Genomic DNA, 25,957 nt, shown 5'->3' with positions numbered 1-25,957 from the left:
AAAACCCGGATCGCGGTGATCATAAAAATGTATATAAAAAGTGTATGTCTTGAAAAACAGGGCTGTTTATCATACAATGGAACAGGAAATGAGCGGGAAGGCGGACAGGAAGCTGCCGGACGCGAGCATATAAGATTTCAGCAGGAGGAAAGATAAAATGAAGAAACCGGTTTTAGTCATCATGGCGGCAGGAATGGGAAGCAGATACGGCGGTCTGAAACAGATCGACCCGGTGGACAGGGAAGGGCATATCATTATGGACTTCTCAATTTATGACGCAAAGCGCGCAGGATTTGAAAAGGTTGTTTTTATCATTAAAAAGGAAAATGAAGCAGACTTTAAAGAGGCTGTCGGCAGGCGGATCGAAAAAGTAATGGAAGTGGCATATGTCTTCCAGGAGCTTACAAATATCCCGGAAGGATTTGAGATCCCGGAGGGGCGTGTGAAGCCGTGGGGCACAGCCCATGCGGTCTTAAGCGCTATCGATGAGATCGACGGACCGTTCGCGGTCATCAACGCGGATGATTATTACGGGCGCCATGCGTTCCAGACGATTTATGATTACCTTACCACTCACGAGGATGATAATAAATACCGCTACACAATGGTCGGCTACCGGCTGAAAAATACCGTGACAGACAACGGGCATGTCGCAAGGGGAGTATGCGGGCTGAATGCGGAAAACGAGCTTGTCAGCGTAACGGAGCGCACGCGTATCGAAAAGAGGAACGGGGGCATCGAATATTCTGAGGACGACGGCCGGACATGGACAGAGATTGACGGGGATACTCTTGTATCCATGAATATGTGGGGATTCACACACAGTATATTGGATGAGATCAAAGCGGGCTTCCCGGCATTCCTTGAGAAAGGGCTCAAAGAGAATCCTCTGAAATGCGAGTATTTCCTTCCGGCAGTAGTCAGCGGGCTTCTCGAGGAAGGTCGGGCGACGGTAAAGGTGCTGGAATCAGAGGATAAATGGTACGGCGTCACATACAAAGAAGATAAGCCGGTTGTTGTAGCGGCTGTACAGTCATTAAAAGACGCGGGGCTGTATCCGCAGGAACTGTGGGGAGAGGCGTAGGAAAGAACAGAAAGCGTGCAACATTTTTACCATAAGATGAACTAAAAATATAAAGAATTTCCGAAAGCTCCGTGCTATAATGTGCACAGAAAGAAACAAAGAGACCGCTGTGTACGGCGGGGGCCACAGAATCAGTGAAGGAGGAAAACAATATGTCCATCTTAGTAACCGGAGGCGCCGGATTCATCGGAAGCCATACATGTGTAGAACTTTTAAATGCAGGGTATGACGTTGCAGTCGTTGACAATCTGTATAACGCGTCAGAGAAAGCGCTCGATAGAGTAAAGCAGATCACAGGGAAGGACCTGAGATTCTATAAGGTAGACATCCGTGACAAAGAAGGGTTAAACGAAGTGTTTGACAAAGAGGATGTGGAGTCCGTGATCCACTTTGCAGGGCTTAAGGCAGTGGGAGAGTCTGTGCGGAAACCGCTTGAATATTATGAAAATAATATCGGCGGCACGATCACTCTCTGCGACGTGATGAGAGATCATGGCGTGAAGAACATTATCTTCAGCTCATCCGCCACAGTATATGGAGATCCGGCATTCATCCCGATCACAGAGGAGTGCCCGAAAGGCACATGCACGAATCCATATGGATGGACGAAATGGATGCTGGAGCAGATCCTGACAGACCTGCACACAGCAGACCCTGAGTGGAATGTAGTCCTTCTCCGCTACTTCAACCCGATCGGGGCGCACAAGAGCGGACTGATCGGCGAGGACCCGAAGGGGATCCCGAACAACCTGATGCCGTATATCACACAGGTCGCGATCGGTAAACTTCCGTGCCTGGGTGTATTCGGTGATGATTATGATACACATGACGGGACAGGAGTCCGCGATTATATCCATGTGGTAGACCTTGCCATCGGACACGTGCGCGCGGTGGAAAAACTGAAAGAAAAAGCGGGAGTATCTGTGTACAACCTCGGTACAGGAAACGGGTATTCCGTACTGGATATGGTAAAAGCATTCAGCAAAGCGTGTGGGAAAGAGATCCCGTATGAGATCAAGCCGCGCCGCGCGGGCGACATCGCGACATGCTACTGTGATGCTTCAAAAGCAAAAGAAGAACTCCACTGGACAGCAGAGCGCGGTCTGGATGAAATGTGTGAAGATTCCTGGAGATGGCAGAGCCAGAATCCGAACGGATATGCGGATTAAATCTGTATTTGCGGGGGAACCTTCCTGCTGACTGAACATCCGAAAACCGTCGGTTTGTTGCAGGACGTTTTCGCGGCGGACGGGGATATGGCTCAGGTTCCGGTTCCGTAATCTGGGAAAGACGTAAAAAGAATGGGATACGGCTAAGGACAATTTCAAAGCGGAAGATTCGCCTGCGGCTCAGGCATCCGCTTTGAAATTAACGCCGCATCCCATTCTTTTAAGTCTTTCCGGCAGATTACTCCAAGTCACCGTCGCCATATCCCCGCGCTGAATACGTCTTCGATACATCTGCTTCACTGTTTTCGTACGTTTTGCCAACAGGATGGCTCCCCCACAAATACAGATTTTACCCGCTTAATTGTTCCAACGGCCGTATCTGATACCCCATTTTCTCCCATTCCCCGATCAGTTCATCTAATATCTCAGCATTGGTATCGGATGTGCTGTGGAGCAGCACGACTGCTCCTGGATGGATGCGCCCCAGCAGTTTATCGAATGCCTCTTCTTTTGTGGGCTGGTCATCATCATACCAGTCTACATACGCAAGGCTCCAGAAAAAGGTTTTATAGCCCAGTTCTTTTGCCATCTGCAGGTTTGTCTCGCTGAATTTCCCCTGAGGAGGGCGGTAGTATTTGGTCATTTCTTTTCCGGTCACTTCTTTGTAGGCGCGTTCCACGTCCTCTAATTCTTTCCGGAAGGAATCCATGGACGCGATCTGAGACATATCAGGGTGGTGCCATGTGTGATTTCCCACGGTGTGGCCTTCATCGCACATTCTTCTGACCAGCTCAGGCTCGGATCCTATGTACGTCCCGACCACGAAAAAGGTGGCGGATACGTCATGCTTTTTTAAGGCGTCAAGTATTTTCCCGGTATTGCCGTTCTCATATCCGCAGTCAAAGGTCAGGTAAAGGACTTTTTCATCCGTGTCCTGTGCATACCAGGCATCATATTGTGCCAGCTCTTCAAAGGTAGCGTTGGCGACGGGCGGCTGTCCGTCTTCCTGGAAGCTCAGACCCCAGCTGCCTTCTGCTGAAGCTGGGATGGAGCCTGTGTCAGTATGCGTTTCGGCGGTGGAGGTGCGGAGCTGTCCGCTGAGGAAACCGAGCCCTGTCCCGAACGTGTAAGAGGCAAGGAAGAGCAGGAGACAGAGAGCGGTCTTTTTTGTGAGGATCCTGCTGTTTAGAAAGGGACGGATCTTGCGTTTGAAAAAACAGTTCATATCAGATATTCCTTTACAGCATGGGATTCATAAATATTATATGAGGTGAAACGCCCGAAATACCGTGAGCTGGAGGAAAATCCGCACAAAAAATCCAGAAAAAGATTGACAAGATCCGGGAACAGTTGATAATAGAAGTGTAGAAGAGTTCATGCCGGAGCAGCAGAGGACAGCAGGGGAGCTGTCCCGGACATATGAAAACAAAATCAGAGACCGTATTTGCGGAAGAAATGTACTGCGGTGCTTTTTCCGTGAACGCGGTCTTTCTGATGAAAGACAAAGAAAACGGCATAGAAAAAGACATAGAAAACAGCAGGATGGAGAAGAGAATGGAAAAAGCGGTTTTATTTTTTGATATAGACGGGACTTTGCTGAGCGAAGTTACAAAGGAGATACCGGACAGTGCGGTTGAAGCGCTCCGGAGAGCGAAGGATGCGGGGCATCTCCTGTTCATCAATACAGGGAGGACTGTGTGCAGCATCCCGGCAGAAATCCGGCGCCTTCCCTTTGACGGGTATCTGTGCGGGTGCGGGACGTGCATTGTTTACCATGATGAGATATTGTTCCAGCGTTCTCTTTCCCGGGAACGCGGGAGAGCGGTCATTGAGAAAATGTTTGAATGCAGTCTCGGTGGAGTGGCAGAAGGTCCGGAAGACGTGTATTTTCCGGAGCGCATCAGCCGTTTCGATAAGCTGGAGACAACGAGGCGCTACTTCCGGGCGAAAGGCATGGGGATCGAATGTTCCATGGAGCGGGGAGACTTTATCTATGATAAGCTGTTTATCTATGCGGATGGGAAGAGCGACCTGGGATCATTCCTTGCATTTATCGATGAGGATATGGAGGCAATGGACAGGGGCGGAAATGCTTACGAAGTCATCCAGAAAGGGTATTCCAAGGCGACAGCATGTGAGTTTATCGTAGAGAAACTCGGTTTTACAAAGGACCAGGCGTATGTATTCGGGGACAGCAGCAATGACCTTGCGATGTTTGAATACGCGGATCATGCAGTGGCAATGGGAGAACATGCGGAGGTGTTGGAACCATATACAGAATATGTGACAAAGACAGTAGAGGAAGACGGGATTTTCCATGCGATGAGACATTACGGACTGATATAAAACCAGTGAGTTTCAGGAAGAGAGGCAGAAGAGATGAAGATTTTTGCATATAATTACAGAGAATTTGACGAGGCGGAATATTTTCAGAAATTTTCAAAGGAGTACGGGGTGGAGCTCGGCATCTGCACGGACGCCCCGACTCTGGAAAATGCGCATCTGGCAGAGGGGTATGAATATGTGACGATCATTACGTCAAAGATCGACAGGGAACTGATGAAGAAGTTCCATGACATCGGAGTAAAGATGATCTCTACCCGGACGATCGGGTATGACCATGTGGATATCGAGGCGGCAAAGGAGTTTGGCATCCATGTGAGCAATGTTTCTTATTCCCCGGAATGCGTGGCGGATTATACGGTCATGCTGATGCTGATGTCTGTCCGAAAGATGAAGCGGATCATGCAGAGAGGGGAGATCAATGATTTTTCCCTTCCGGGCATCCAGGGAAGAGAACTCCCGAATCTGACTGTCGGTGTGCTGGGGACCGGCCGGATCGGACAGGCGGTGATCCGCGACCTGTCAGGCTTTGGGTGTAAGCTCTATGCTTATGATAAATATGAGAATGATGCTGTGAAAGAGCACGCACAGTACGCAGACCTGGATACGATCTACAGAGAGTGCGACCTGATCACACTGCATATGCCTCTGACGGAGGATAATTTCCATCTGATCGGAAGAGAGGCGTTCGGCAGGATGAAAGACGGAGTCGTCATTGTCAATACGGCAAGGGGCGGGCTGATCGATACAAAAGCGCTGATAGAGGCGATCGAATCCGGAAAAGTCGGAGCAGCAGGGCTGGATGTGATCGAAGATGAGTTCGGCATGTACTACTATGACAGGAAATCAGACGTGCTCAGCAAGCGCGACCTGTATATCCTCAGAGGGTTCCCGAATGTGATCGTTACCCCTCACATGGCGTTTTATACAGACCAGGCGGTAAGCGATATGGTGAAGCATTCCATAGAAAGCTGCATCCTGCGGGAAGAAGGGAAGGAAGATCCCTGGGCGGTCGTGTGAGACAGGATAAATGTTAAGACGATGAGGCAGTAATTTTGTCAGCAGCGACAGGATTCTTCTTTTTTCTTTCACACAGAGTGCTATACTGTGGCAGATCACAGTAGTACGTGCGGTGTGTCTGCCTTTGGTATTCCAGTCTGTGCAGGCGCCGCCTGGAAAGAAGGAGGAAGGATATGACAAAGAGGAGGATCATTCTCATCGCGGCGGTGATCGCTGTCCTTGTCGCTGCAGCCGCGGCGGGAGCGTATCTGTATATGAACCGGTTTGACGCAGGAGAATATGTGCAGGCAGTGCTGGATGTGTCTTACAGGAATAAGACGGACAAGTATGTGGAGATCACAGGAGTCTCAGAGAAAGAGGCGGAGCAGATCTTCGAGGATAATCTGGACGCTACGATGAAAGGTTTTGAGACGTCGGACATGCCGGAAGAGCTCCTGCCGAAATACAGGGAACTGTTCAGCGAGCTTGCGAAGAGTGTCAGTTATACAGTGGGAGAGCCGGTGCGCGGAGAAAACAATGTCTACAGTGTAACTGTTAAAGTCAAGCCGGTCACGCTGTTCCCCGATACATATGCGGCATTTCAGGAAAAGGCGCAGGCGTATGCCGATCAGGTGACTGACAGTGTGATGAATGGCGCTGAGATGCCGACAGATGAAGAGATGCAGAGAGAAATCTACCAGATCTATTATGATGTGCTCAAAGGCCAGATGGATGCAGGGATGCTCTATGGGGAAGCAGAGGATGCTGTCCTCCATGTCACCAAAGAAGGCGGAGCGGATTTTGAGATTGATAAGGAAGATATGGATAAGCTGGATTCCATGCTGATCGAGGATGCCGGGGGAGAATAAAGGACAGATGATATAATGTAACGGTTCAGCCATCGGGCTGAACTGTTACGACATTATAATAACATGGGGATGGAAAGGTTGAAATGTACACTATTGACATAGTGTACATTTTTAGTATAATGGGGGAATAAAGGAGATGATTGAAATGCTGATGGAAAATGCTACAAATGTCAGAAAAGAATGGAGCTCAGTCGTAGATTCTGTTATGCATGACAAACCGAAACTGATCAAACGGACAAGAGACAGGATGTGGCTCTCTAACCTTGAAACCATGAAGGAGATCCTCGATATATATATATTTACAGCAGAAAAGTATACAGAATCAGACGGCTCAGTAACTTTATCATTAAATGAGATCGATCTGGTGGAAAATGCACCATCGGAAGCGGAAGCCAGATTATGTATGGGACAGGCTATTATGGAATATGCGATGGAATATTATGATGAATATCAGCTTTACAGCAAGGCGCCGAACCGAAAAGGGCATGTTCCTTATGTGTTTAAGGCATTGATAACGGATGATCCCAAAAAACTGGGAGAGGACATCGTATGCCAAGATGGAAAGAACTAAAGAGGTTTTGCGAAAGAGACGGATGGGAGTTGTACAAGGACACGGACCATTACTTTTACAGAAAGATCGATGATGACGGGAGTGTGCGGCGTACAAAGGTATCAAAGGGGAGCGGAGAGATCCATCCGGCTATGTGGAAGATGATCTTGAAAAAGCAGCTCAGGGTCAGTCAGGAATATTTTAATAAAAAGATATAAATATATAGTAGAAGGCATCACCATGGAAGCGACTCCGTGGAGATGCCTTTTGAAATATATTTACAGAAGCTTTATCTCATTCAGCGGCCAGTACCGGAGCACTGCCTTGCCCAGTATCTCATCCTCTGAGACGAAGGTATTTTCCCAGTAGCGGGAGTCCCTGGAATTGTTCCGGTTGTCGCCCATGACGAAGTAGCAGCCTTCCGGCACGGTGTAAGGACCGAAGCTTCCTTCCATGGGTTCTTTGATATCCACATCTTCGAGCGGGGTGTCAGAACCATTGATATAAATGTTCCCGTCATGGATCTCTACGGTCTCTCCGGGGAGCCCGATGATCCGCTTGATAAAGAGCTGGCTCTCATCATCCGGATATTTGAAGATGATGATATCGAACCGTTTTGGATCGCTGAATTTGTAGGCAAGCCGGTTCCCGAATACCCGGTCGCCGGTCATGATCGTATTTTCCATGGATCCGGAAGGGATCTGTGCGTTTACAATCACAAAGGTATCGATCAGAAACGCCAGGATGACTGCGCCGATGATGACAAGCACCCACTGGAACAGTTCTTTCCCGACCGAAGTCTTTTCCTCTGTATCAGCCTGTATATCCTGTTTATGTGCCATGTGGATCCATCCTTTCGTATCAGTAAATTTCAGTAAATTCAGGGTCAGCATACAGAAACCCCTGTATGCTGACCCTGCTATTATAACAGATGCTTTGGGAAATGTACATGTATAAGTATCATCCCGTCCTCATATTCTGCGTCAATGCTGCCGCCCATCTGTTCCGTCAGCGCCCGGGCGATGGAGAGCCCGAGCCCGGTTGATCCTGAGGAGGCGGTCTCCACTGTGTAGAAGCGGTCGAAGAGACGCCCCACCTGTATCTCGTCCAGTTTTTCCGCGTGATTGGAGAAGGTGATCCTTCCGTTTTCTTCCAGAGTGATCTCAAGGTCCCCGTCGCTGTACTTGACAGCGTTGCTGATGATATTGCCAAAGATGCGGGACAGCGCATTGCGGTTGAGCATCCGTTTTACTTTGACATCCGGCATGGTGACTGAAGGAGTGATATGGCCCGCTTTCAGAGAAGTGTATATTGCGGACAGGCTTTCTTCCAAAGCGCTGTTCAGGATCACCGGTTCACTTGGCGTGCCGTCTGAGACAGAAGTGAATACGGAATACCGGAACAGCTCCTCTGTGAGCTGCTTCATGATCTCCGTGCGTCCCCGGATGATCTTCAGATATCTTTTCGAGTTTTCACCCTGCTCTTCTTTGTCCAGCATATCCAGATAACCGCAGACCGCAGTGAGAGGGGTCCTCAGGTCATGGGAGATGTTGGTGACGGCATTTTTCAGCTCGGCGTCGCCCTGCTGATACCGATGCCTGTCATTTATAAGTTTCTTCAGCTCTTTATTAATGGTATAAGCAAGGTTTCTCATATGCCTGTCCCGGCTGGAAAGATCGATCAGCACATTGCTGTCCGACGTGAGGCGGTCAGAAAAGGCGTCCGAGATCTCATCTGCTGATTTTTTCAGCAGATGGATCTTAAGTGTAAGCAGGATGACGATCGTAATGAGAATGCCGGTCAGGCAGCATAGCCAGAATACCATGTTACAACTCCTTTTTATGTTCGGATCCTGCAGCCGGAATGGAATATTGCGGCTGCTACTTTATATCTCTTTTGCGAAACAGGAAAATCCCGATCCCTGTCGCTGCGGCTGTGATTCCCGCGGAATAGGCGGACATGAGAAGGAATGGTGATCCCTGGTCGCCGCGGGTGAGGATGACAGACTGCCCGGTGGGCAGGAATCCATCCAGAAATTCGTAGATCTGCCGCTGGGTGCCGCGCAGATAGCCCGGGTTCGGCACGTCTCTGGTACTTGTGACAGAGCCGTCCCCGGCGAGGGCGGTGACTTCCTGGTACGTCTCAGGTTCGCTCAGCCTGGCGGATATATAGATAGACGCCACAAAGAGCAGGCATACCGAGAGGATCGTGACCACCGCTGTTACCGCTTTGTTCTGGCAGAGCATCCCCACGAGAGTGCACAGGGATGTGAAAGCCAGCGTCATGATGAAGCTGCACAGAAACATGCTGACGATATACCGGAAATCCGCGGTTTCCATCCCGCACAGAGGAATTCCCGCCGCGGCTGCCGGGAGCAGGTAGGCAAGGCACATAAAGAGTCCTGCCGCAGAACAGGTGATCAGGTTGGAAAAGTAGATCGCTGCCCTGGAGTGCCCGATGATGAGTTTGTTGCGTATCGTGCCGTCGCTGTACTCTGTCCCCACGAAAAGGCTGACAAAGGCAGCTGTCAGAAAACCGATGACCATGGCATATATAGAAAGCATGGAGTGCAGCGCAGGGGACCGGGAAAAATACTGCTGTGTGGAGATATATTCCATGATCTTCATATAGAGACCAAACACAGCCATACCGATGATGCGGTACTGTTCCTTTAAATTGTCTTCCGCAGTCATATCCAGGTAGATGGAAGGCGTTTCAACCACAGCGCCCATTCTCCGGCGGCTTTTCGTGATGCCGGGATCCGTATTTTTTGCCCCGTATAATGTATAGCTGCCGGACGTTGGCTCCTGCAGCCCGCATATGAGGCGGATGAAAGTTGTCTTTCCCGCGCCGTTTTTCCCTACAAATCCATAGATAGAGCCTTTCGGCACATGGATGGAGAAGCTGTCCAGGGCCTTGAAGTGCCTGTACTGCTTGCCCAGAGATTCTGCTGTCAGAATATACTCCATAAATAAAACCTCCTGTAATAATGTTTACAAGGATGATCCTACCAGGCAGGGGTTAAGAAAGCGGTAAAGAAAAAGGTAAAGAAACAGTTAAGATATTTCCTTAACGTATTTCCTCGTTCAACTTAAATCCAATCCCCCAGACAGCTTCGATATAGTCGTTTCCGTCAACCGCTTTCAGCTTTCTCCGCAGATTGCTGACATGTACTTTCAGAGAGCTCTCTGTACAGTCGGGAGTATCTTCGCTGATCCTGTCCAGTAACAGAGCCTCTGTGCCCGAGTAGGCCCTTGCAGTCCGGTATCCTTCTTCTGTCAGTATCTCTGCAAGCATATCTCCGATGTAAACATCATCATCAACGATGAGGATCGTACTCATAACTTTTTGCCTCCGTTAACATGTCAATCCTTGGGCCGCCGAAGCGGGCCATCTCTATTGTAACAGGAGCAGGGGAAAATTCAAGAAAACATAAAAACCGGTCAGCAGACAGGATATGGGGAATGCTTCTCAGATAAAAGACAAACTATCCATGAACAATCCATAAAATGGATAAAAATGGATTTATAATGGATAAAAGTGGTTGAAATATGGATAAAAACATGTTATCTTTGTTTTAGAAAGAAGACAGGAACTTACAGAAAGGAAGGGGAGAGAGGCAATGACGATCAAGGAAATGCAGGAGCGGAAAAGAGAGCTGGGATATACATATGCACAGATCGCGGAACTGTCCGGCATTCCTGCCGGAACCGTGCAGAAAGTCCTGGGAGGGATCACATTGACTCCCAGATATGAGACTCTCATGGCTCTGGAAAAAGTACTTGGCAGTGATACTGCTGACAGCTGGCCGGGGATGGTGCGGGAAGCGCAAAGCGTATATGGGGTGAAGCGGCAGGGGATGTATGACCTGGATGATTACTATGCCCTTCCTGACGACGTCAGGGCGGAGCTGATCGATGGGGTGATCTATGACATGACTGCGCCGACATCGGTCCATCAGATCATCGGAGGATATATCCACAGTAAACTGCTGCAGCATGTGCTGGGGAAGGGCGGAAAATGTATCCCCATGATCTCGCCTCTTGATGTTCAGCTGGACTGCGATAATAAGACAATGGTCCAGCCGGACGTGGTCATCGTATGCGACAGGGATAAGATCATTGAGCGCTGCGTGTACGGGGCCCCGGACTTTATCATTGAAGTGCTCTCAAAGTCAACGAAGAAGAAGGATTCTGTGATCAAGCTGAACAAGTATCTGAATGCGGGCGTCAGGGAGTATTGGATGATCGATCCCGCAAGAAAGACGGTCATTGTCTATGATTTTGAACATGATGAATATCCGGTGCTCTACAGGTTTGATGCGAAAGTTCCTGTAGGGATATGGGGCGGTGAGCTGGAAATCGATTTTGCGGAAGTGTATGAACAGGTACGCTTCCTGTATGAGAGGAAACAGTAAGAAAGACACAGAATTTTCACTTTTGTGAATGAAAAATAAACAATTCTAAAATAAGTGATAAAATCACTGACAAGTCTGAATACTTCTGCTAAAATCCACACTGTAACACACAGAAGGATTTTTCAGGAGGAGAAACAATGAGAATGGAAGTTTATTATAGAATGATCAACAGTGGAGCCGGAAAGAAATTAAAGGAGATCTTAAACGGTCTCATCCCGGGGCTGATCCCGGAACCTGTCCCGGTGAGAGTACCGGTCAGGAGACCGGAGCAGGGCGGTAAGCGCCGCTGACGCTGAAATTTGACACAGGCGGCTCCGGGGTGGGAAGACTCATAAGATAATAAGGGGATTTAAGGAGGGGACGCTGTGAAGAAGAGCGTGATAAGGATGTTTGATAAAAAATACAGGGTCTGGACGGCAGGCGCAGTGCTCTGTCTTTCGGCGGCATTGACTGCGTGCGGCGCAGCTGACGGGACATGGACGGGCACAGCGGGAGTCCCGGACCCTGCCGTTCAGGCAGAGTCCGCGGATACGATTGCGGAAGTGCCGGAATACGATGGCGTGCCCTATGTGGAGATCAATGACAATGAGCCGGAATTTACAGAAGCAGAGCTGACTACAGAATCGTATGAGGAATACAGTGAGCTGGATCCCCTCGGAAGGTGCGGAACTGCAGAGGCATGCATTGGCGAAGACCTGATGCCGGACGGAGAACGGGAAGACATCAGCGAGGTGGAACCTACCGGATGGGAGAACAGAGAATACGACATCGTGGACGGCGGCTATGTGTATAACCGCTGTCATCTCATCGGTTTTCAGCTCTCCGGGGAAAATGCGAATGAGGAAAATCTCATTACCGGGACAAGGTATATGAATACAGAGGGGATGCTTCCGTTCGAAAATATGGTGGCAGAGTATGTTCAGGAAACGGACAATCATGTGATGTACAGGGTCACCCCGGTGTTTGAGGGAGATGACCTGGTGGCTTCCGGGGTGCAGATGGAGGCGGAGTCCGTGGAAGACGGCGGTGCGGGCATCTGTTTTAATATCTATGTCTACAATGTGCAGCCTGAGATCATCATCGACTACTCGACAGGTGCCAACTGGGCAGACACAGACAGCGGGAATGAAAAAACTGCTGATATCAGCGCAGCGGATGACAGCGATGCTGAAAACGGAGAAGATCAGGAGCCGAAGGAACAGACCTATATCCTGAATAAAAATACGAAGAAATTCCATAAGCCGGAGTGCTCCAGCGTGGATGATATCAAAGCGGAAAACAAGAGTGGATTTACCGGGACAAGAGAGGAGCTGATCGAAGATGGATTTGATCCGTGCGGGAAATGCAGGCCGTAGGGGATGGGCCTGGGCTGTTTTGCTTACATTGGTTTTTGTTATGGGCGTATTTTCCGGCTGCGGAAAGCAGGGGCCGGACATTGATCTGGCAGATATCGATATATCTGAGATCGATAAGATCGAGCATACGGGAACTACAGGCGGAAAAGACGGAGGATTTTCATATACTTTTTCGGAAGATGAAGCCAGCGGTTTTATAGAGCTGTTGGCTCAGGTGGAGCTCGGCAGTGCTGTGGACGAAAAGGAAGCGCTGACAAGCGGGGCGGTGTCTTATTACACGATCTATTTTACAGACGGAGAAATGCTGACGATCAGCCCGGGGCGATATTTTAAGGTTGGAGATACATATTATGAGTTCAGGAATTATGATGAATTGTGGGACAGGTTTATAGAATTCAACAGCCTATCTGAACTCTTTTCTGTTTAATTCGTATCCGTCCTTAAAATATCCCTTGTTAGAAAATAATGCTTTTGGTAAAATAAATTAGGCGCTGCTAGAAAAACGGTAGGCGGTTAGTCCTTCGACAGAGGGACTGAACCCTCTGATTACATAGAAATCTCTGTAAAGAGAAATCTGCGGAAAGGAGGGCAAACTTATGAGCGATTTTGAAATGCTCTCCCTCGTACTGATGATACTTAGTATTATTGTTACGATTCTGATTGCATACATAAATCACACAAAAAAGTAACCGCCCTCGCCAAAGGTATACGGTTACTTTTTGTAACTAAATGACTTTTGGACTAACCGCTTATCGGTAGTGCCTTTTCTATTATTATTCTAGCAAAGAGAATTTGTGTTGTCAAATACGGATTGAGATTAAAGAATATTTACAGGGCTATTATAAATCAAAAGACATTATCATCTGGATAGTGTGTCATAATATCTTCAACGTTACACTCCAAAATAATACACAACTTGTCGTACTTTTTTATTTCATGCTGTTACAGTATTTGTATTTACAGAGGAGAGCAGTTATAAAAAAAGAATTATTATTTCAGCAACAAAACAACGAAAAATAAAGAAAAGCAGATTGAAAATGCTATCTCATTTTAGGAATGATTCCTGTTTGACTACATAGGAATTTTTCAAAAAATGAAAAACGCCGGAGCCCTTGAACAATCAAGGCTTCCGGCACTTCCTGGAGCAGGGGATGAGAGAATCGAACTCCCACCAAAGGTTTTGGAGACCCCTATCATACCATTTGACCAATCCCCTGTATCGCGACCTGTTATCTGCAAGCCACTCGTTCAGTATACTTGGGGATGTGAGATTTGTCAAGTGTTTTCTTTTCTGAATTTGTAAGTATTTTATAGTATTGAAAAGCAATTGATAACAGGATTATCGTGAATTCATTTGTTTTAGTAATAGTAAGACATAGAAATTAAATATTAGATTTTCATAATATAAAGCGCTATACTTGTCAATGGAGGTTGTACATTATGGAAAGAGAAGGATTTTTAGAATATCTGCGCCGGGGCAATCCTGTCACAGGCAGGTCAGAGATGCATTTACTGATGCATGAACTTGCAGCGGAAGCCCTGAAGGAGACAGCAGAGCTCAATGGATCATACCATGAACCGGAAGAGATGAGACGGCTGTTTTCAAAAATCATAGGAAAACCGGTTGATGATTCATTTTCCATGTTTCCGCCTTTTTATACGGAGTGCGGGAAAAATATTTACTTAGGAAAGAATGTATTTATCAACTGCGGATGCCATTTCCAGGATCACGGAGGGATATATATAGGGGATAATGTGCTGATCGGTTCTTATGTAGTATTTGCCACGATCAATCACGGGCAGAGGCCTGATGACCGGAGCAGTAATTATCCGCTGCCGATCCATATAGGAAACGGCGTGTGGATCGGTTCCCACGCGACAATCCTTCCGGGAGTAACTGTGGGCGACAATGCGGTCATCGCCGCAGGTGCTGTGGTAAACAAGGACGTTCCAAAAGGAGCTGTAGTCGGTGGAGTCCCGGCAAAAGTGATCAAATATATCGATCGTGAAAAGTGATGCTGAGAGCAGGGGAAGAGGAGAGATTTTGCTCCTCTGTCCTTGCTGTTTTTTTGCCGTCCTGATATAATGGTCTTCGATGCGGGACAGTCTGTCCGATAAAAATGAACGAGATGAACAGGAGGAAAATTATGGCAGATTATGTGATCACCACGGATTCTAATTCAGACGTTCTGCCTGAATTCATTAAAGAGAACGATCTTACAGTCATTCCCCAGTATTACGCGTTTGGCGATACGGTTTACGGGGATGAACTGAATATGGAGCCCCATGAATTTTATGAGACGATGAGGACCGGTGAGCTGCCGAAGTCCATGGCAAACAATCCGGCAGTGATCCGGGAGCGTTTTGAGAAGATCCTGAAAGAAGGAAAAGATATCCTGCATATTGCATTTTCCAGCGCGCTGAGTGGGAGCTGTAACAATGTCATGATGACGGCAAACGAGCTTATGGAAGACTATCCAGACCGCAGGATCGTTGTATTCGATTCCCTGAACGCGTCGCTCGGGGAGGGTGTATCTGTCTATCGCGCGGTGGAGCTCTGGAAAGCAGGAAAGACGATGGACGAGGTATATGATGTGCTCATGGAAGAGCGCGAGCATGTCAATGTGTCATTTACAGTAAATGACCTGAACCACCTTCAGAGGGGAGGGAGGGTCTCAAAGACTACGGCTGTGGTGGGCAGCCTTGTAAACATCAAGCCCATCCTGGCCGTGACTTCCACAGGAGAGCTGAAGTCCGACGGTACGGTGCGCGGACGCAAGAAATCACTTAAAACTCTGGTGAGCCGAATGGAGGCATCCCTGGACCTGGACCATTATGGAAAAGACAGGCTGGTGTGCGTGCTCCACGGTGACTGCTATGATGAGGCAAAGAGTGTGGCAGATATGGTGAAAGAGCTTGGTTTTACAAATGTCATCATCAATGATGTAAGCCCGAGTATCGGGACACATGCAGGACCGGGAGTGGTAGGGCTGGTGTCCTATGGGAAGAAACGCTAAGATTATGAAATCTGTATTTGCGGGGGAGCCAGCTGATTGGCTAAATGGACGAAAACAGTGAAGCGCGGTTATAGAAGACGTATTCAGCTCGATGATATGGCTGGCCTCGGCTCCGCTCCATGAGGCAAGTATAACTACAAAATCCGGAACTATGCTAAAAGCAGAAACTGGCAGGCGGCAACTCGGCTTCGCCTCAGACAATCCCCCCTGCCAGTTTCAACGCATAGTTCCGGATTTTTAGTTATACTAAGCTTCATTCCGAAGTCGCCTCAACCACCCATATCCCCGCGCTGAAAGGTGTTCGAAAAAGGCGCTTCGCTGTTTTCTGGTTTTGCTCAAGACGGAAGGCTCCCCCACAAATACAGATTAAATGCCGCTATTCCGCCGGTTCTACGCTCCGTGGACTGGGGTCATCAGCGCGTGTATTGCAAAACCCCAGGCCTTGGGATAAGATGTATGAAAAATCCGGAAAACGGAAATTTTTCGATACCTATGTCAGGAAGAGGAAAATACATCAGAGGAGGCAGCAGGATGGAAAACAGGACTGGGCAGTTTATTTCAGAAAGAAGAAAAGCAATAGGGCTGACGCAGAAGGAGCTGGCGGAACGGCTCGGAGTGACGAATAAGGCTGTGTCAAAGTGGGAGACCGGCGGCGGGATGCCGGACGTCAGTATGCTGAAGAAGTTAAGCGAGATACTGGAAGTCAGCGTGGATGAGCTGCTCGCCGGGGAGTATGCAGAGGAAAGAAAAGGAATCTCCCTGCACAAGCCGGAGCCGGAAATGAGAGCGCCGGGGATGATGAGCGGAAACATGGAGCATTGTGAGAGCCCCTGCCCGGGAAAACACCCGGGACAAAAGCTTGTGAGGCGGATCCTGGCGGGGCTGCTTTTCCTTCCCCTGGTGCTGACTGTGTGCATGCATGCGGCCTATCTGTATGTAAGCAGACAGAGCACGTTTGAGTACATCATTGACTGGCTTCCGTACCTGTTTTTCGGGATCAGCATCCTGATGGCTGCCTGCGGACTCTGTCTTCTTCTGCGGAATAAAAAACAGCGCATCCTGTGCGTGGGGATCGTAGCGGTTGTATTGGTCCTTCTGCTGTCGGCAGGGATCTGTACTGCTGTCCGGCCGGAGGCGAGGAAGAGCATCCTGAGCATTTCGCCGGACGGGCATATGACGGTGCTGAAGTATGAGAGAAGCACAGGCAGGGTGACTACTTATCAGAACCAGATCCTCTGGTTTGCCCGGATGTCCGATGCGTTTCCCTATACAGCCGAGGCGGATATGAAACTGCAGTGGCTGGCGGATGACGCCTGCGCGGTGACTTACCAGTCCCCGGATGACGGACAGGTCCATCAGTATGTCATGACCTACGGAGACAGGGGGAGCGGTATCACTACCTATTATGTCTACAATGTTGTACAGGGCGGATGGAGCGCGGAAGGGAAGAACACCGCGGGATGGGAGCTGACCACCGGCCCGGAGGGGATTACTGTGGTATCGCCGTCAGATGGAGAGCAGGTCTATGAAGTGGATGACTGCGTACAGTTCGGGACACTTGCCATCGCTCTCTGCGAGAACGGGCTTCCTCAGTGGACCCTTGTGCTTTTGGACGACTGTGTGGTGGGAGATGTTACAGATGTAGTGGAATCCGGCACGATAGCCCTTTGCAAGGTGACAATGGAAAAATCAGCGCCAATATATTTTACACGGACAGCTATGCCGGACGGGGCGGATATGGAGAGCGCGGAGACGCCGTCAAAAGAGGAAAACGGGGAAGCGCTCCGGGACAGGATGAAGCAGACACTCAGAGAAGATCCTGCGCTCAGCCGGTATGAGTCGGATGCTTATGGCGGCATCAGGGTTGTGACAGATGAGGAGGACATATTCTGGATCGCGAGATGCGGGCTGGAGGAGCGGTATAAGCTTCTGGCGGTGAACGGCGTGGATGTGGACTGCCAGATTCTCCATATGGAACTTCTGGCAGGGGACAGTTATGACTGCGCGGTCAGAGTCAAAGAGAAGATTACTTATGGCAGCGATTCCGGCGGCGGGGAGACTTCCACATCGGAGATGGAGACTACGTTCCGGATCATGAAGGGCGAGGGGGCGTATCTGCTCGCCTGGGTGGGCTTTGATACGGATCCCGCGGTGGGGCTGGATGCCCCGGCAATGGCAATGGAACGGGATACGGCGGGGAATGAGGATTACCATTTCTTCGTGCCCGGGGAAGAAGCATATTAGAATAGAACAGTGTGGTCGGAAAATGAGATCCACAGTGTATCAGTCAGAGCAGATACGGGAGGACAGCGATGGAAGAGATGACAAGACGGCCGGATTTTATCTGTGATCCGGTCCCGGGAAATTTCCGGCAGAGATTTGAGGGGAGAAAAGGGAAAAACCGAAGCCTGACAGTTTTGATCGTGGTACTGTTTCTTTTTGCAGTCAGTGTGCTTGACGCCATACTTTTTGCGGCGGGTCCGGATGGGGATCGGTATGCAGCTCTCGGAGGGAGCAGGGGATATGCGTTTTTGACTGCACTGCTCAAAGGGGTGCTCAGCACTGCGATCTTTACGATACTGCCGCTGGCGGGAGCGGTTAAGTGGCACAGCAGCATGACAGGGAAACTGTATGCAGCGAAGATCAGAAAGTATGAAACAGGGTGGTTTGCAGGGTTTTTTGCAGCGGACTGCCTGGTGACGGAAGATAAAAAGGGACACCGGAGCACCTGGTACTATAATGACATTGTGTCCGTGGAGGAGGAAGAGGGGATCAGCCTGGTACTCTCCGGGCAGGAAGCTTCGGAGGACGCAGCGCACAGGCAGAGAGAAATCCATGGAGACTATCTGGATTATGTGAAAAACAGTACTTCCTTTTACTATACAGAGACCAGACTGTGGGTCATCGGGGCATGCGCGGCTTACCTGATCCGCTGCGCGCTGTCAGGCAGCGGCGGCCTCTCCAGGATAGCAGGGATCAGATCCGCAGGATCCTGGAAGGACAGGGGTATTTTGTGATCGGACGGATCTATCTGTCAAAGAAAAGCCTGACAGAGGAAGAGACCGGGCAGGTGCGGGCGCTCTGCCAGAAATATGCGGGAAGAAAATACACTTATGTGGAAATGGAACCTCAGAAAGCGGGGGAAATCTTTCGGACATTCCTGCCGTTGTTGTGCTTTGGGTTCTTTACGGCAGCAGTCACGGCCGTAGAAAACGGAGTAGATTTTTATCAGGAGGATGGAAGGAACACTGACACGTGGAGTAACGGTATGTGGAGCACGGACAGAGGAAACGCAGCCGGAAGCGGGACAGACGGTACAGATGCAGACAGTAAGACGGCCGGGAAGGCAGCAGACGGGGCGGATCGTTCGGACGGGGCGGCCGGCTTTGGGGAACAGGGCAGCAGGGAGCCGGTCTACGTGACCACGCCGGACAAGGCAGCGCTTCATCTGCCAATGAGCACGGAGAGCTGGGGAACGGGACGACGGAAGCAGATATCACGGCAAAGGGATTTTACCGCGAGGTGGAGGTAGCGCGGGATGTCTGCCATGTATCCCTTGGAAAAGAATTTATGGTCTATCTGACGGACGGCGGGGTGCTGATGGGGACGGGGAATCTCCCGGCAGCAGGCGCTTGCTGTGTGGCTGTGGAGCTGATGAGTGATGTACAGTATGTAAAATGCAGTCCTTACGGGATGATCGTCCTGAAAGCGGATGGGACTGTCTGGTGCGCGGGGCGTCTGTGCGATGGGGATGGAAATGTGATCCGGGAATATGATGGATTTGAGCAGGTCATGGATCATGCGGTTTACGCAGATGCCGGAGAGAGCACTATGGCAGTGATCCGCAGTGACGGTTCGCTCTGGATGTGGGGTGACAACAGCAGCCAGCAGTGCGGAGTGGACAGCCATGTGGCAGAGAACTTTACCGAACCGACCCAGGTGAGGGAAAATGTGCGGATGGTATGGCTGGACAGGCTGGCGTTTTATGATGAACAGGAATACCAGGGATATCTGAGCGTTGCTTCGGCACCCACAGATATGGATACTTATCATACATTCCGGACATATGTCCTGCAGGATGACGGGCAGGTCTATGCCTGCGGACAGGAGGGGACATTCGTGAAGGTCACGGTGGTCGAAGGATAAGGAAGGATAAGAAAAAAGCAGCGGCGGCCCGCCGGGGGAACATTCTCCCGGCGGAGACCACGCTGCTTTTCTATTGTGGATTTTCGCAGGATCGCAGATTCTTACAGGATCCCAGATTTTATAGGGTTACAGCTTTTTACAGAAGGCCAAAGTCTTTCATCGCCTTCTCAAGCTGCTCTCTGTGCGCGGGCTCGATCTCTGTCAGCGGGGCTCTCAGCGGTCCCACTTCTTTGCCCATCAGGTTCAGGGCAGCTTTGACCGGGATCGGATTGACCTCGCAGAAGAGTGCGTCGCACATCGGAAGAGCGTCGAGCTGCATCTTGCAGCTGCCTTCTACATCTCCGGAAAGATATCTGTAGACCATGTCATGCACATAAGCAGGCGCCACATTGGACAGGACGGAGATCACGCCGATGCCGCCCAGGGACAGCAGCGGTACGACCTGGTCGTCATTTCCGGAGTACAGGTCGATATTTCCGTCGCAGAGATGCATGATCTGCGCCACTGCACCGATATTTCCGGAAGCCTCTTTTACGCCTACGATATTGTCAACATTTTTTACGAGCTGCGCCAGTGTCTTCGGCTGGATATTGCAGCCGGTGCGGCTCGGTACGTTATAGAGGATCGCAGGGAGCTTTACCTCGCGGCAGATCTGTGTGTAGTGTGCGATCAGACCGTTCTGAGTCGCTTTGTTATAGTAAGGAGTCACGAGCAGGAGTCCGTCAGCCCCGTCTTTTTCCGCTTCTTTGGAGAGTTCGACTGCTGTCCTTGTGCAGTTGGAGCCGGTGCCCGCGATGACCGGGATCCTGTGGTTTACCCGCTCAACAGTGAAGCGGATCGCTTCGCTGTGTTCAGCTTCGGTCATGGTAGCGGACTCGCCGGTGGTGCCGCAGATGATGATGGCGTCCGTGCCTCCGGCGATCTGCTCTTCGAGCATCTCATCCAGTTTGTCATAGTTGATCTCCAGGTTTTCTTTCATAGGAGTAACGATCGCTACGCCTGCGCCCTTAAAAATTGCCATTCTTTCTTCCTCCTCTTGATAATGGAATATAGTAAACAATAAAAGAAACGGCAAGATGCGCCGTCTCGAAATATACACACTGTATATCAGATAGCTCTCCATCCTGCGATGACAGTCATGCCGTTATTCACGCCATGCCCAGGGACAAAGCTCCAGGCGCTTTCTCCCTTCGGCATCTTCCCCTTTCAGGCGGCTTCTCATGTGCCTGGCACATCCGCCGTCTTACTTATGAAAAATGCGACCTCTATCTCCGTTTCTATATTTAAAAAAATCATAACACCGGCAGGGAAAGCTGTCAACTGTTTTGGCGGGAACAGAGAAGAAAAAGGTGCCCTATCCTTTGACAATACGCGCGGTTTGTGGTAAGATTAGACCGCTGAAAGTGTGAATGACCGGAACCTCATTTGCACTTTTTTTACGCAGTTTTGCGAGAGACACAATTTTGACTGACATTACGGGATCTGCCGGGGATAACTGCGCGGCAGAGTTGAGAAAGGAGAGCCATTGTGCTTACGATCAGTAATTATGTAAAAGCAAAGACGCTGGAGGAGGCGTATGAGCTGAATCAGGCGCGAAGCAGCCGTGTTATGGGAGGCATGATGTGGATGCGCCTGGGGAATGCGAAGGTCAAGACAGTGATCGATCTGTCGGGATTAGGGCTGGATCAGATCGAGGAATCGGACAATGTGATCAAGATCGGCGCCATGTGCACCCTGCGGCAGATCGAAGAGTGTGAAGCGCTCAGAGAGATGTACGGCGATGGGATCGCAGAGTCAGTACGGCATATCGTGGGAGTACAGTTTCGGAACCAGGCGACCGTGGGAGGGAGCATCTACGGAAGATTCGGATTTTCGGATGTGCTGACCGCGTTCCTGGCGCTGGATACATTTGTGGAGCTGTATGACGGAGGGACGATCCGCCTTTCTGAATTTGTCAACAGGAAGCCGGATAAGGATATCCTGCTCTCAGTGATCGTGAGAAAAAGCAAGAGAAAGTTCCGCTATGAGTCCATCCGGCAGACGAAGACGGATTTCCCTGTGATCGCCTGCTCTGTGGTCACGGGTATGGTGCATGGGAAAGAGACCTGGTATTTTTCTGTCGGCGCAAGGCCGATGAAGGCGGCTCTTTTGGAGAAGCAGTGGGAGATCCCGGCGGACGCGTCTGAGGATATGATCGCGGATTATGCGCGCCAGGCGGCGTCGGAGTTTACATATGGGACAAATATGAGAGGAAGCGCAGAGTACAGGCGGCATCTGGCAGAGGTCCTGATCCGCCGTGAGATGGCTTCGATCCTGGCGGAGGGAAAATAGATGGAGATACAGTTTGTTTTAAATCAGAAACAGGTGACAGCCGAGGCAGCTGCGGATACAGTCCTTCTGGATGTCCTGCGCGGACTCGGGTGCAAGAGTGTGAAATGTGGGTGCGAGACGACGAACTGCGGGCTGTGCACGGTCTGGATCGATGGGAAATCCCGTCTGTCCTGCTCCGTGCTGGCGGTGTCTGTCGAGGGACATGAGGTGACAACATTGGAAGGCGTTGAGAAGGAAGCTGCGGAGTTCGGCGCATTTCTTGCAGGGGAAGGAGCAGAGCAGTGCGGGTTCTGTTCCCCGGGCTTCATTATGAATGTGCTGGCAATGTTCCGGGAACTGGAAGATCCGGGGATCGACCAGATCAAGGAGTACCTGGCGGGAAATCTGTGCCGGTGCACCGGGTACATGGGACAGCTCCGGGCTATTCAGAAATACATGCAGGCAAAAGCAGAGGAAAATAACAGTCAACAGGGAGAGGAGGCTGGAGCGAGATGACGGAGATGAAGACAGGGAAGCTACGTATCGTGAACAGGCCGGTGTCCAAAGTGGACGCACATGCCCTTGTGACCGGGAAGGCGGTTTATACAAACGATCTTGCGCCTTCAGACTGCCTGATCGTGAAAGTGCTCAGGAGCCCTCATGCCCATGCGCTGATCAGGGAGATCAATACCGCGAGGGCAGAAGCGGTTCCCGGGATCGAGTGTATCCTTACCTATAAGGACTGTCCGGACAAGCGCTTTACAATGGCAGGGCAGACCTATCCGGAGCCCAGCCCTTACGACAGGCTGATCCTTGACCAGAGGGTGCGTTTCGTGGGCGACGCGGCGGCGATCATTGCCGGGACGTCGGAAGAAGCCGTGAAAAAAGCGATGAAACTGATCAAAGTAAAATATGAAGTCCTGGAGCCGGTGCTGGATTTCCGCACCGCGAAAGACAACCCGATCCTTGTCCATCCCGAGGACAACTGGAAAAGCCTCTGCCCGGTGGGCGCTGACAATAAGCGGAACCTGTGCGCCCATGAAGTGAGCGGGAGCGGAGATATCGATGCGGTACTGGATTCCTGCGATTATGTGATCGACAGGGTATATCATACAAAGGCAAACCAGCAGGCAATGATGGAGACTTTCCGCACCTATACTTATCTGGATACTTACGGAAGGCTGAACGTGGTGTCATCCACCCAGGTGCCTTTCCATGTCCGCCGCATCCTCGCGAATGCCCTTGATATCCCGAAATATAAAGTGCGTGTGGTCAAACCGAGGATCGGGGGAGGTTTCGGTGCAAAGCAGACTTCCGTATCAGAAGTCTATCCGGCGATCGTGACCTGGAAGACTGGGAAACCGGCGAAGATCATTTATACAAGAGAAGAATCACTGATCGCGTCCTCTCCGCGCCACGAGATGGAGATGCATGTCCGCCTCGGGGCTGACAAAGAGGGCAATATCAGAGGGATCGACCTGTATACGCTTTCCAACACAGGTGCTTTCGGGGAGCACGGACCGACGACTGTCGGCCTTTCCGGGCATAAATCCATCCCACTCTACGGCAAGGCGGAAGCATTCCGGTTCACCTATGACGTCGTGTACACAAATGTGATGTCCGCAGGGGCATACCGCGGCTATGGAGCGACGCAGGGGATCTTTGCCGTGGAATCCGCGGTCAATGAACTGGCCCAGGTGCTGGGGATGGATCCCACGGTGCTGCGTGAGAAAAATATGGTCCGGGAAGGACAGGTCATGCCGGCATATTACGGGGAGACCGCCCAGAGCTGTGCCCTGGACCGCTGCCTGGAGCGTGCGAAAGAGATGATCGGATGGGATGAGAAATACCCGTGCCGGGATATGGGCAACGGCAAAGTCCGTGGAGTCGGCGTTGCCATGGCAATGCAGGGCTCAGGCATCTCCGGCGTGGACACAGGCTCTGTTGCGATCAAAGTAAATGACGACGGCTTTTACAGCCTGATGATCGGAGCGACGGACATGGGAACCGGCTGCGATACCATCCTCTCGCAGATGGCGGCGGAATGCCTGGACTGTGATCTGGAAGACATCATCGTGTCCGGGGTGGATACGGATACATCCCCGTATGACTGCGGATCCTACGCGTCCAGTACGACTTATGTGACGGGAATGGCAGTCGTGAAGACATGCGAGACGCTCAGCAGGAAGATCTGTGAGCGGGGCGCGGAATATCTCGGATGTTCTCCTGCTGATGTTGAGTTTGACGGGCAGAAAGTGACGGATCTAAAGACCGGGGAGTCCATCTCCAGAAAAGAGATCGGAAACCGTGTCATGTGCAGCAGCAATCAGCCCCTGTCCGCGAATGAAGCCTTCTCCTCGCCCACATCCCCGCCGCCTTTTATGGCAGGTATTGCGGAAGTGGAGATCGATAAGGAAACAGGAGTGGTAGAGATGATCGATTACGCGGCGGTCGTAGACTGCGGCACTGTCGTGAATCCGAATCTGGCCCGCGTGCAGACCGAGGGCGGGATCGCCCAGGGGATCGGGATGGCGCTTTATGAAGATATCGTATACAACTCAAAAGGAAAGAATTACAGCAATTCCTTTATGCAGTATAAGATCCCCAGCAGGCTCGACGTGGGAAATATCCGGGTGGAGTTTGAGAGTAGCTACGAGCCCACAGGTCCGTTCGGAGCAAAATCCATCGGCGAGATCGTGATCAATACGCCGTCGCCGGCAATATCAAACGCGATCCAGAACGCAGTGGGAGTGATCATAAGAGAATTGCCCATGACGGCGGAGAAAATATATCGGGGAATGCAGAGATAAATCTGGATTTGCGGGGGAGCCACTGTCAGAGTAAAACGTCCGAAAGCAGTGAAGCGGATGTGTCGAAGACGTATTCAGCACGGGTGTGTGGGTGGCTTCGGCTCCGGGGCTCCGGGGCAGCAAAAACTAAGAAATCCGGGACTATGCTAAAAGCAGAGATCAGCAGGGAGCAACTCGGCGTTGCCTCAGACAAGCCCCCTGCTGATCTCAACGCATAGTCCCGGATTTTAAGTTTTTTCAAGCCTCTCCGCAGTCACCTCAGACACCCACACACCCGCGCTGAAAGGTTTTCGAAAAAGGCGCTTCGCTGTTTTCTGGTTTTGTTCAAGATGGAAGGTTCCCCGACAAATGTAGCGTTTAAAAACGTAGCGAGAAGGGAACTTTCCCGGCAAAAGATAAAACTACTCTGGTCAGGAGAAACTTACAACGAAGAGGATTTTCCAGCCAAAAGATAACCTTCCCCCAGCTGGCAGAATTCTATAGTCAGAGAGGCACAGCTTGCTGGGCCAAATCGAACGGCTAATCCCCTCCCGGAAGTCCGCGGCACCTTACGTTCTGGATAAATTTCTGTTTCGTCGTTGAAGCTCCCATCTCGTCCCCGTTTCGAAATCCTGCATTTGCCTGCGGGGACCTTCCGAGCGGATGCGCGCAGAAAACCGCTCCTTTGATGCACCTTTCGCGGCGGGCGGGGATATGGCGACGGTGACTTGGAGTAATCTGATGGAAAGACTTAAAGGGAGAAAGCGTGGCGTTAATTGTCCGGCGGATGCCTGAGGCGGAGCCGAATCTTCCGCCGGACAATTGCTTTTAGCCATGCTTTCTCCCTTTTACGTCTTTCCCGGATTACGGAACCGGAACCCGAGCCATATCCCCGCCCGCCGCGAAAAC

27 protein-coding genes, 1 tRNA gene, 1 pseudogene and 1 riboswitch are annotated in these 25,957 nt (G+C 50.6%); of the genes and pseudogenes, 21 read left to right on the top strand and 8 right to left on the bottom strand.

Annotation, left to right across the window (positions count from 1 at the left end):
* The first annotated feature begins 157 nt into the window (after positions 1–157).
* On the top strand, positions 158–1,084 hold the full coding sequence (locus tag B5G27_RS03620; RefSeq protein ID WP_087177589.1) for a nucleotidyltransferase family protein: 927 nt from the start codon (positions 158–160) through the stop codon (positions 1,082–1,084).
* Between the two features lie 152 nt (positions 1,085–1,236).
* Positions 1,237–2,253 (top strand): UDP-glucose 4-epimerase GalE, encoded by a 1,017-nt coding sequence (gene galE / locus B5G27_RS03615; RefSeq protein WP_087177588.1) that lies wholly within the window; start codon positions 1,237–1,239, stop codon positions 2,251–2,253.
* Between the two features lie 180 nt (positions 2,254–2,433).
* Here the strand turns inward: galE and B5G27_RS15945 are convergent, their stop codons facing one another.
* Positions 2,434–2,574: a hypothetical protein gene (locus tag B5G27_RS15945; RefSeq protein ID WP_162611179.1), complete on the bottom strand. Its 141-nt coding sequence runs from the start codon at positions 2,572–2,574 to the stop codon at positions 2,434–2,436.
* Positions 2,575–2,602: 28 nt separating this feature from the next.
* Positions 2,603–3,478 carry a delta-lactam-biosynthetic de-N-acetylase gene (pdaA, locus tag B5G27_RS03610; protein WP_087177587.1) on the bottom strand — a complete coding sequence of 292 codons (876 nt, stop codon included), beginning with the start codon at positions 3,476–3,478 and terminating at the stop codon, positions 2,603–2,605.
* Between the two features lie 329 nt (positions 3,479–3,807).
* Here pdaA and B5G27_RS03605 point away from each other — a divergent pair, with 329 nt between their 5' ends.
* The 5 genes from B5G27_RS03605 (at position 3,808) to B5G27_RS03585 (ending at position 7,232) form a co-directional block, all read left to right on the top strand.
* Positions 3,808–4,599, top strand: a complete 792-nt coding sequence (locus tag B5G27_RS03605) for a Cof-type HAD-IIB family hydrolase (protein ID WP_087177748.1) — start codon at positions 3,808–3,810, stop codon at positions 4,597–4,599.
* Positions 4,600–4,632: 33 nt separating this feature from the next.
* Complete coding sequence (locus B5G27_RS03600) at positions 4,633–5,616, top strand: D-isomer specific 2-hydroxyacid dehydrogenase family protein (protein WP_087177586.1); 984 nt, start codon at positions 4,633–4,635, stop codon at positions 5,614–5,616.
* Between the two features lie 173 nt (positions 5,617–5,789).
* Positions 5,790–6,464 (top strand): hypothetical protein, encoded by a 675-nt coding sequence (locus B5G27_RS03595; protein WP_087177585.1) that lies wholly within the window; start codon positions 5,790–5,792, stop codon positions 6,462–6,464.
* 145 nt (positions 6,465–6,609) lie between these two features.
* The gene (locus B5G27_RS03590; RefSeq protein ID WP_162611178.1) at positions 6,610–7,035 is read left to right on the top strand and encodes a hypothetical protein; all 426 of its coding nucleotides are present in this window, start codon (positions 6,610–6,612) and stop codon (positions 7,033–7,035) included.
* The gene (locus B5G27_RS03585) at positions 7,014–7,232 is read left to right on the top strand and encodes a hypothetical protein (RefSeq protein ID WP_087177583.1); all 219 of its coding nucleotides are present in this window, start codon (positions 7,014–7,016) and stop codon (positions 7,230–7,232) included. The genes B5G27_RS03590 and B5G27_RS03585 overlap by 22 nt, the downstream gene beginning before the upstream one ends.
* A 60-nt stretch (positions 7,233–7,292) precedes the next feature.
* On the opposite strand, the gene lepB is transcribed toward B5G27_RS03585, so the two are convergent.
* From lepB to B5G27_RS17005, 4 genes and pseudogenes are all read right to left on the bottom strand, one after another.
* Positions 7,293–7,856, bottom strand: a complete 564-nt coding sequence (gene lepB, locus B5G27_RS03580) for a signal peptidase I (protein ID WP_087177747.1) — start codon at positions 7,854–7,856, stop codon at positions 7,293–7,295.
* Between the two features lie 80 nt (positions 7,857–7,936).
* Positions 7,937–8,839, bottom strand: coding sequence for a sensor histidine kinase (locus B5G27_RS03575; RefSeq protein ID WP_087177582.1), 903 nt, complete (start codon positions 8,837–8,839; stop codon positions 7,937–7,939).
* Between the two features lie 55 nt (positions 8,840–8,894).
* On the bottom strand, positions 8,895–9,983 hold the full coding sequence (locus B5G27_RS15940; RefSeq protein ID WP_162611177.1) for an ABC transporter permease subunit: 1,089 nt from the start codon (positions 9,981–9,983) through the stop codon (positions 8,895–8,897).
* Positions 9,984–10,083: 100 nt separating this feature from the next.
* Positions 10,084–10,251 (bottom strand): annotated as a pseudogene (locus B5G27_RS17005) (helix-turn-helix domain-containing protein); the annotation flags it as partial.
* 385 nt (positions 10,252–10,636) lie between these two features.
* Between B5G27_RS17005 and B5G27_RS03560 the strand changes: the two are divergent.
* The 4 genes from B5G27_RS03560 (at position 10,637) to B5G27_RS03550 (ending at position 13,213) form a co-directional block, all read left to right on the top strand.
* Positions 10,637–11,431 carry a Uma2 family endonuclease gene (locus tag B5G27_RS03560; protein WP_087177580.1) on the top strand — a complete coding sequence of 265 codons (795 nt, stop codon included), beginning with the start codon at positions 10,637–10,639 and terminating at the stop codon, positions 11,429–11,431.
* 137 nt (positions 11,432–11,568) lie between these two features.
* Complete coding sequence (locus B5G27_RS15935) at positions 11,569–11,721, top strand: hypothetical protein (protein WP_162611176.1); 153 nt, start codon at positions 11,569–11,571, stop codon at positions 11,719–11,721.
* 96 nt (positions 11,722–11,817) lie between these two features.
* Entirely contained in the window at positions 11,818–12,786 is a 969-nt protein-coding gene (locus B5G27_RS03555) for a DNA/RNA non-specific endonuclease (protein ID WP_087177746.1), read from the top strand.
* Complete coding sequence (locus tag B5G27_RS03550) at positions 12,752–13,213, top strand: hypothetical protein (protein WP_087177579.1); 462 nt, start codon at positions 12,752–12,754, stop codon at positions 13,211–13,213. The genes B5G27_RS03555 and B5G27_RS03550 overlap by 35 nt, the downstream gene beginning before the upstream one ends.
* 718 nt (positions 13,214–13,931) lie before the next feature.
* On the opposite strand, the gene B5G27_RS03540 is transcribed toward B5G27_RS03550, so the two are convergent.
* Positions 13,932–14,002: transfer RNA gene (locus B5G27_RS03540), tRNA-Trp, on the bottom strand.
* Between the two features lie 224 nt (positions 14,003–14,226).
* Between B5G27_RS03540 and B5G27_RS03535 the strand changes: the two genes are divergently transcribed.
* The 6 genes from B5G27_RS03535 to B5G27_RS03510 all read left to right on the top strand — a co-directional run bounded on the left by B5G27_RS03535 (position 14,227) and on the right by B5G27_RS03510 (position 19,949).
* Positions 14,227–14,802: a DapH/DapD/GlmU-related protein gene (locus B5G27_RS03535; protein WP_087177578.1), complete on the top strand. Its 576-nt coding sequence runs from the start codon at positions 14,227–14,229 to the stop codon at positions 14,800–14,802.
* Between the two features lie 131 nt (positions 14,803–14,933).
* Positions 14,934–15,803 (top strand): DegV family protein, encoded by an 870-nt coding sequence (locus B5G27_RS03530; protein WP_087177577.1) that lies wholly within the window; start codon positions 14,934–14,936, stop codon positions 15,801–15,803.
* 531 nt (positions 15,804–16,334) lie between these two features.
* Positions 16,335–18,047, top strand: a complete 1,713-nt coding sequence (locus B5G27_RS03525) for a helix-turn-helix domain-containing protein (protein ID WP_087177745.1) — start codon at positions 16,335–16,337, stop codon at positions 18,045–18,047.
* A gap of 68 nt (positions 18,048–18,115) precedes the next feature.
* Complete coding sequence (locus tag B5G27_RS03520; protein ID WP_087177576.1) at positions 18,116–18,820, top strand: hypothetical protein; 705 nt, start codon at positions 18,116–18,118, stop codon at positions 18,818–18,820.
* Positions 18,817–19,335, top strand: coding sequence for a hypothetical protein (locus B5G27_RS03515; protein ID WP_087177575.1), 519 nt, complete (start codon positions 18,817–18,819; stop codon positions 19,333–19,335). Before B5G27_RS03520 ends, B5G27_RS03515 begins: the two co-directional genes overlap by 4 nt.
* 38 nt (positions 19,336–19,373) lie before the next feature.
* Positions 19,374–19,949, top strand: coding sequence for a hypothetical protein (locus B5G27_RS03510; protein ID WP_143449634.1), 576 nt, complete (start codon positions 19,374–19,376; stop codon positions 19,947–19,949).
* Between the two features lie 136 nt (positions 19,950–20,085).
* On the opposite strand, the gene dapA is transcribed toward B5G27_RS03510, so the two are convergent.
* Complete coding sequence (gene dapA, locus B5G27_RS03505) at positions 20,086–20,970, bottom strand: 4-hydroxy-tetrahydrodipicolinate synthase (protein ID WP_087177573.1); 885 nt, start codon at positions 20,968–20,970, stop codon at positions 20,086–20,088.
* Positions 20,971–21,053: 83 nt separating this feature from the next.
* Positions 21,054–21,225: riboswitch (Lysine riboswitch) on the bottom strand.
* A gap of 251 nt (positions 21,226–21,476) precedes the next feature.
* On the opposite strand from dapA, the gene B5G27_RS03500 reads away from it, so the two are divergent.
* From B5G27_RS03500 to B5G27_RS16555, 4 genes are all read left to right on the top strand, one after another.
* Positions 21,477–22,280: an FAD binding domain-containing protein gene (locus B5G27_RS03500; RefSeq protein ID WP_087177572.1), complete on the top strand. Its 804-nt coding sequence runs from the start codon at positions 21,477–21,479 to the stop codon at positions 22,278–22,280.
* Complete coding sequence (locus B5G27_RS03495; RefSeq protein WP_087177571.1) at positions 22,281–22,775, top strand: (2Fe-2S)-binding protein; 495 nt, start codon at positions 22,281–22,283, stop codon at positions 22,773–22,775. It begins immediately after the preceding gene.
* A 5-nt stretch (positions 22,776–22,780) separates the two neighbouring features.
* On the top strand, positions 22,781–25,069 hold the full coding sequence (locus B5G27_RS03490; RefSeq protein WP_087177744.1) for a xanthine dehydrogenase family protein molybdopterin-binding subunit: 2,289 nt from the start codon (positions 22,781–22,783) through the stop codon (positions 25,067–25,069).
* A gap of 642 nt (positions 25,070–25,711) precedes the next feature.
* Positions 25,712–25,843, top strand: a complete 132-nt coding sequence (locus B5G27_RS16555) for a hypothetical protein (protein ID WP_275533017.1) — start codon at positions 25,712–25,714, stop codon at positions 25,841–25,843.
* The last annotated feature ends 114 nt before the right edge of the window (positions 25,844–25,957 follow it).

This window comes from Lachnoclostridium sp. An76 (assembly GCF_002161355.1).
Classification (GTDB): domain Bacteria; phylum Bacillota; class Clostridia; order Lachnospirales; family Lachnospiraceae; genus Mediterraneibacter; species Mediterraneibacter caccavium.
This window is presented reverse-complemented; position numbering and strand designations above follow the sequence as displayed.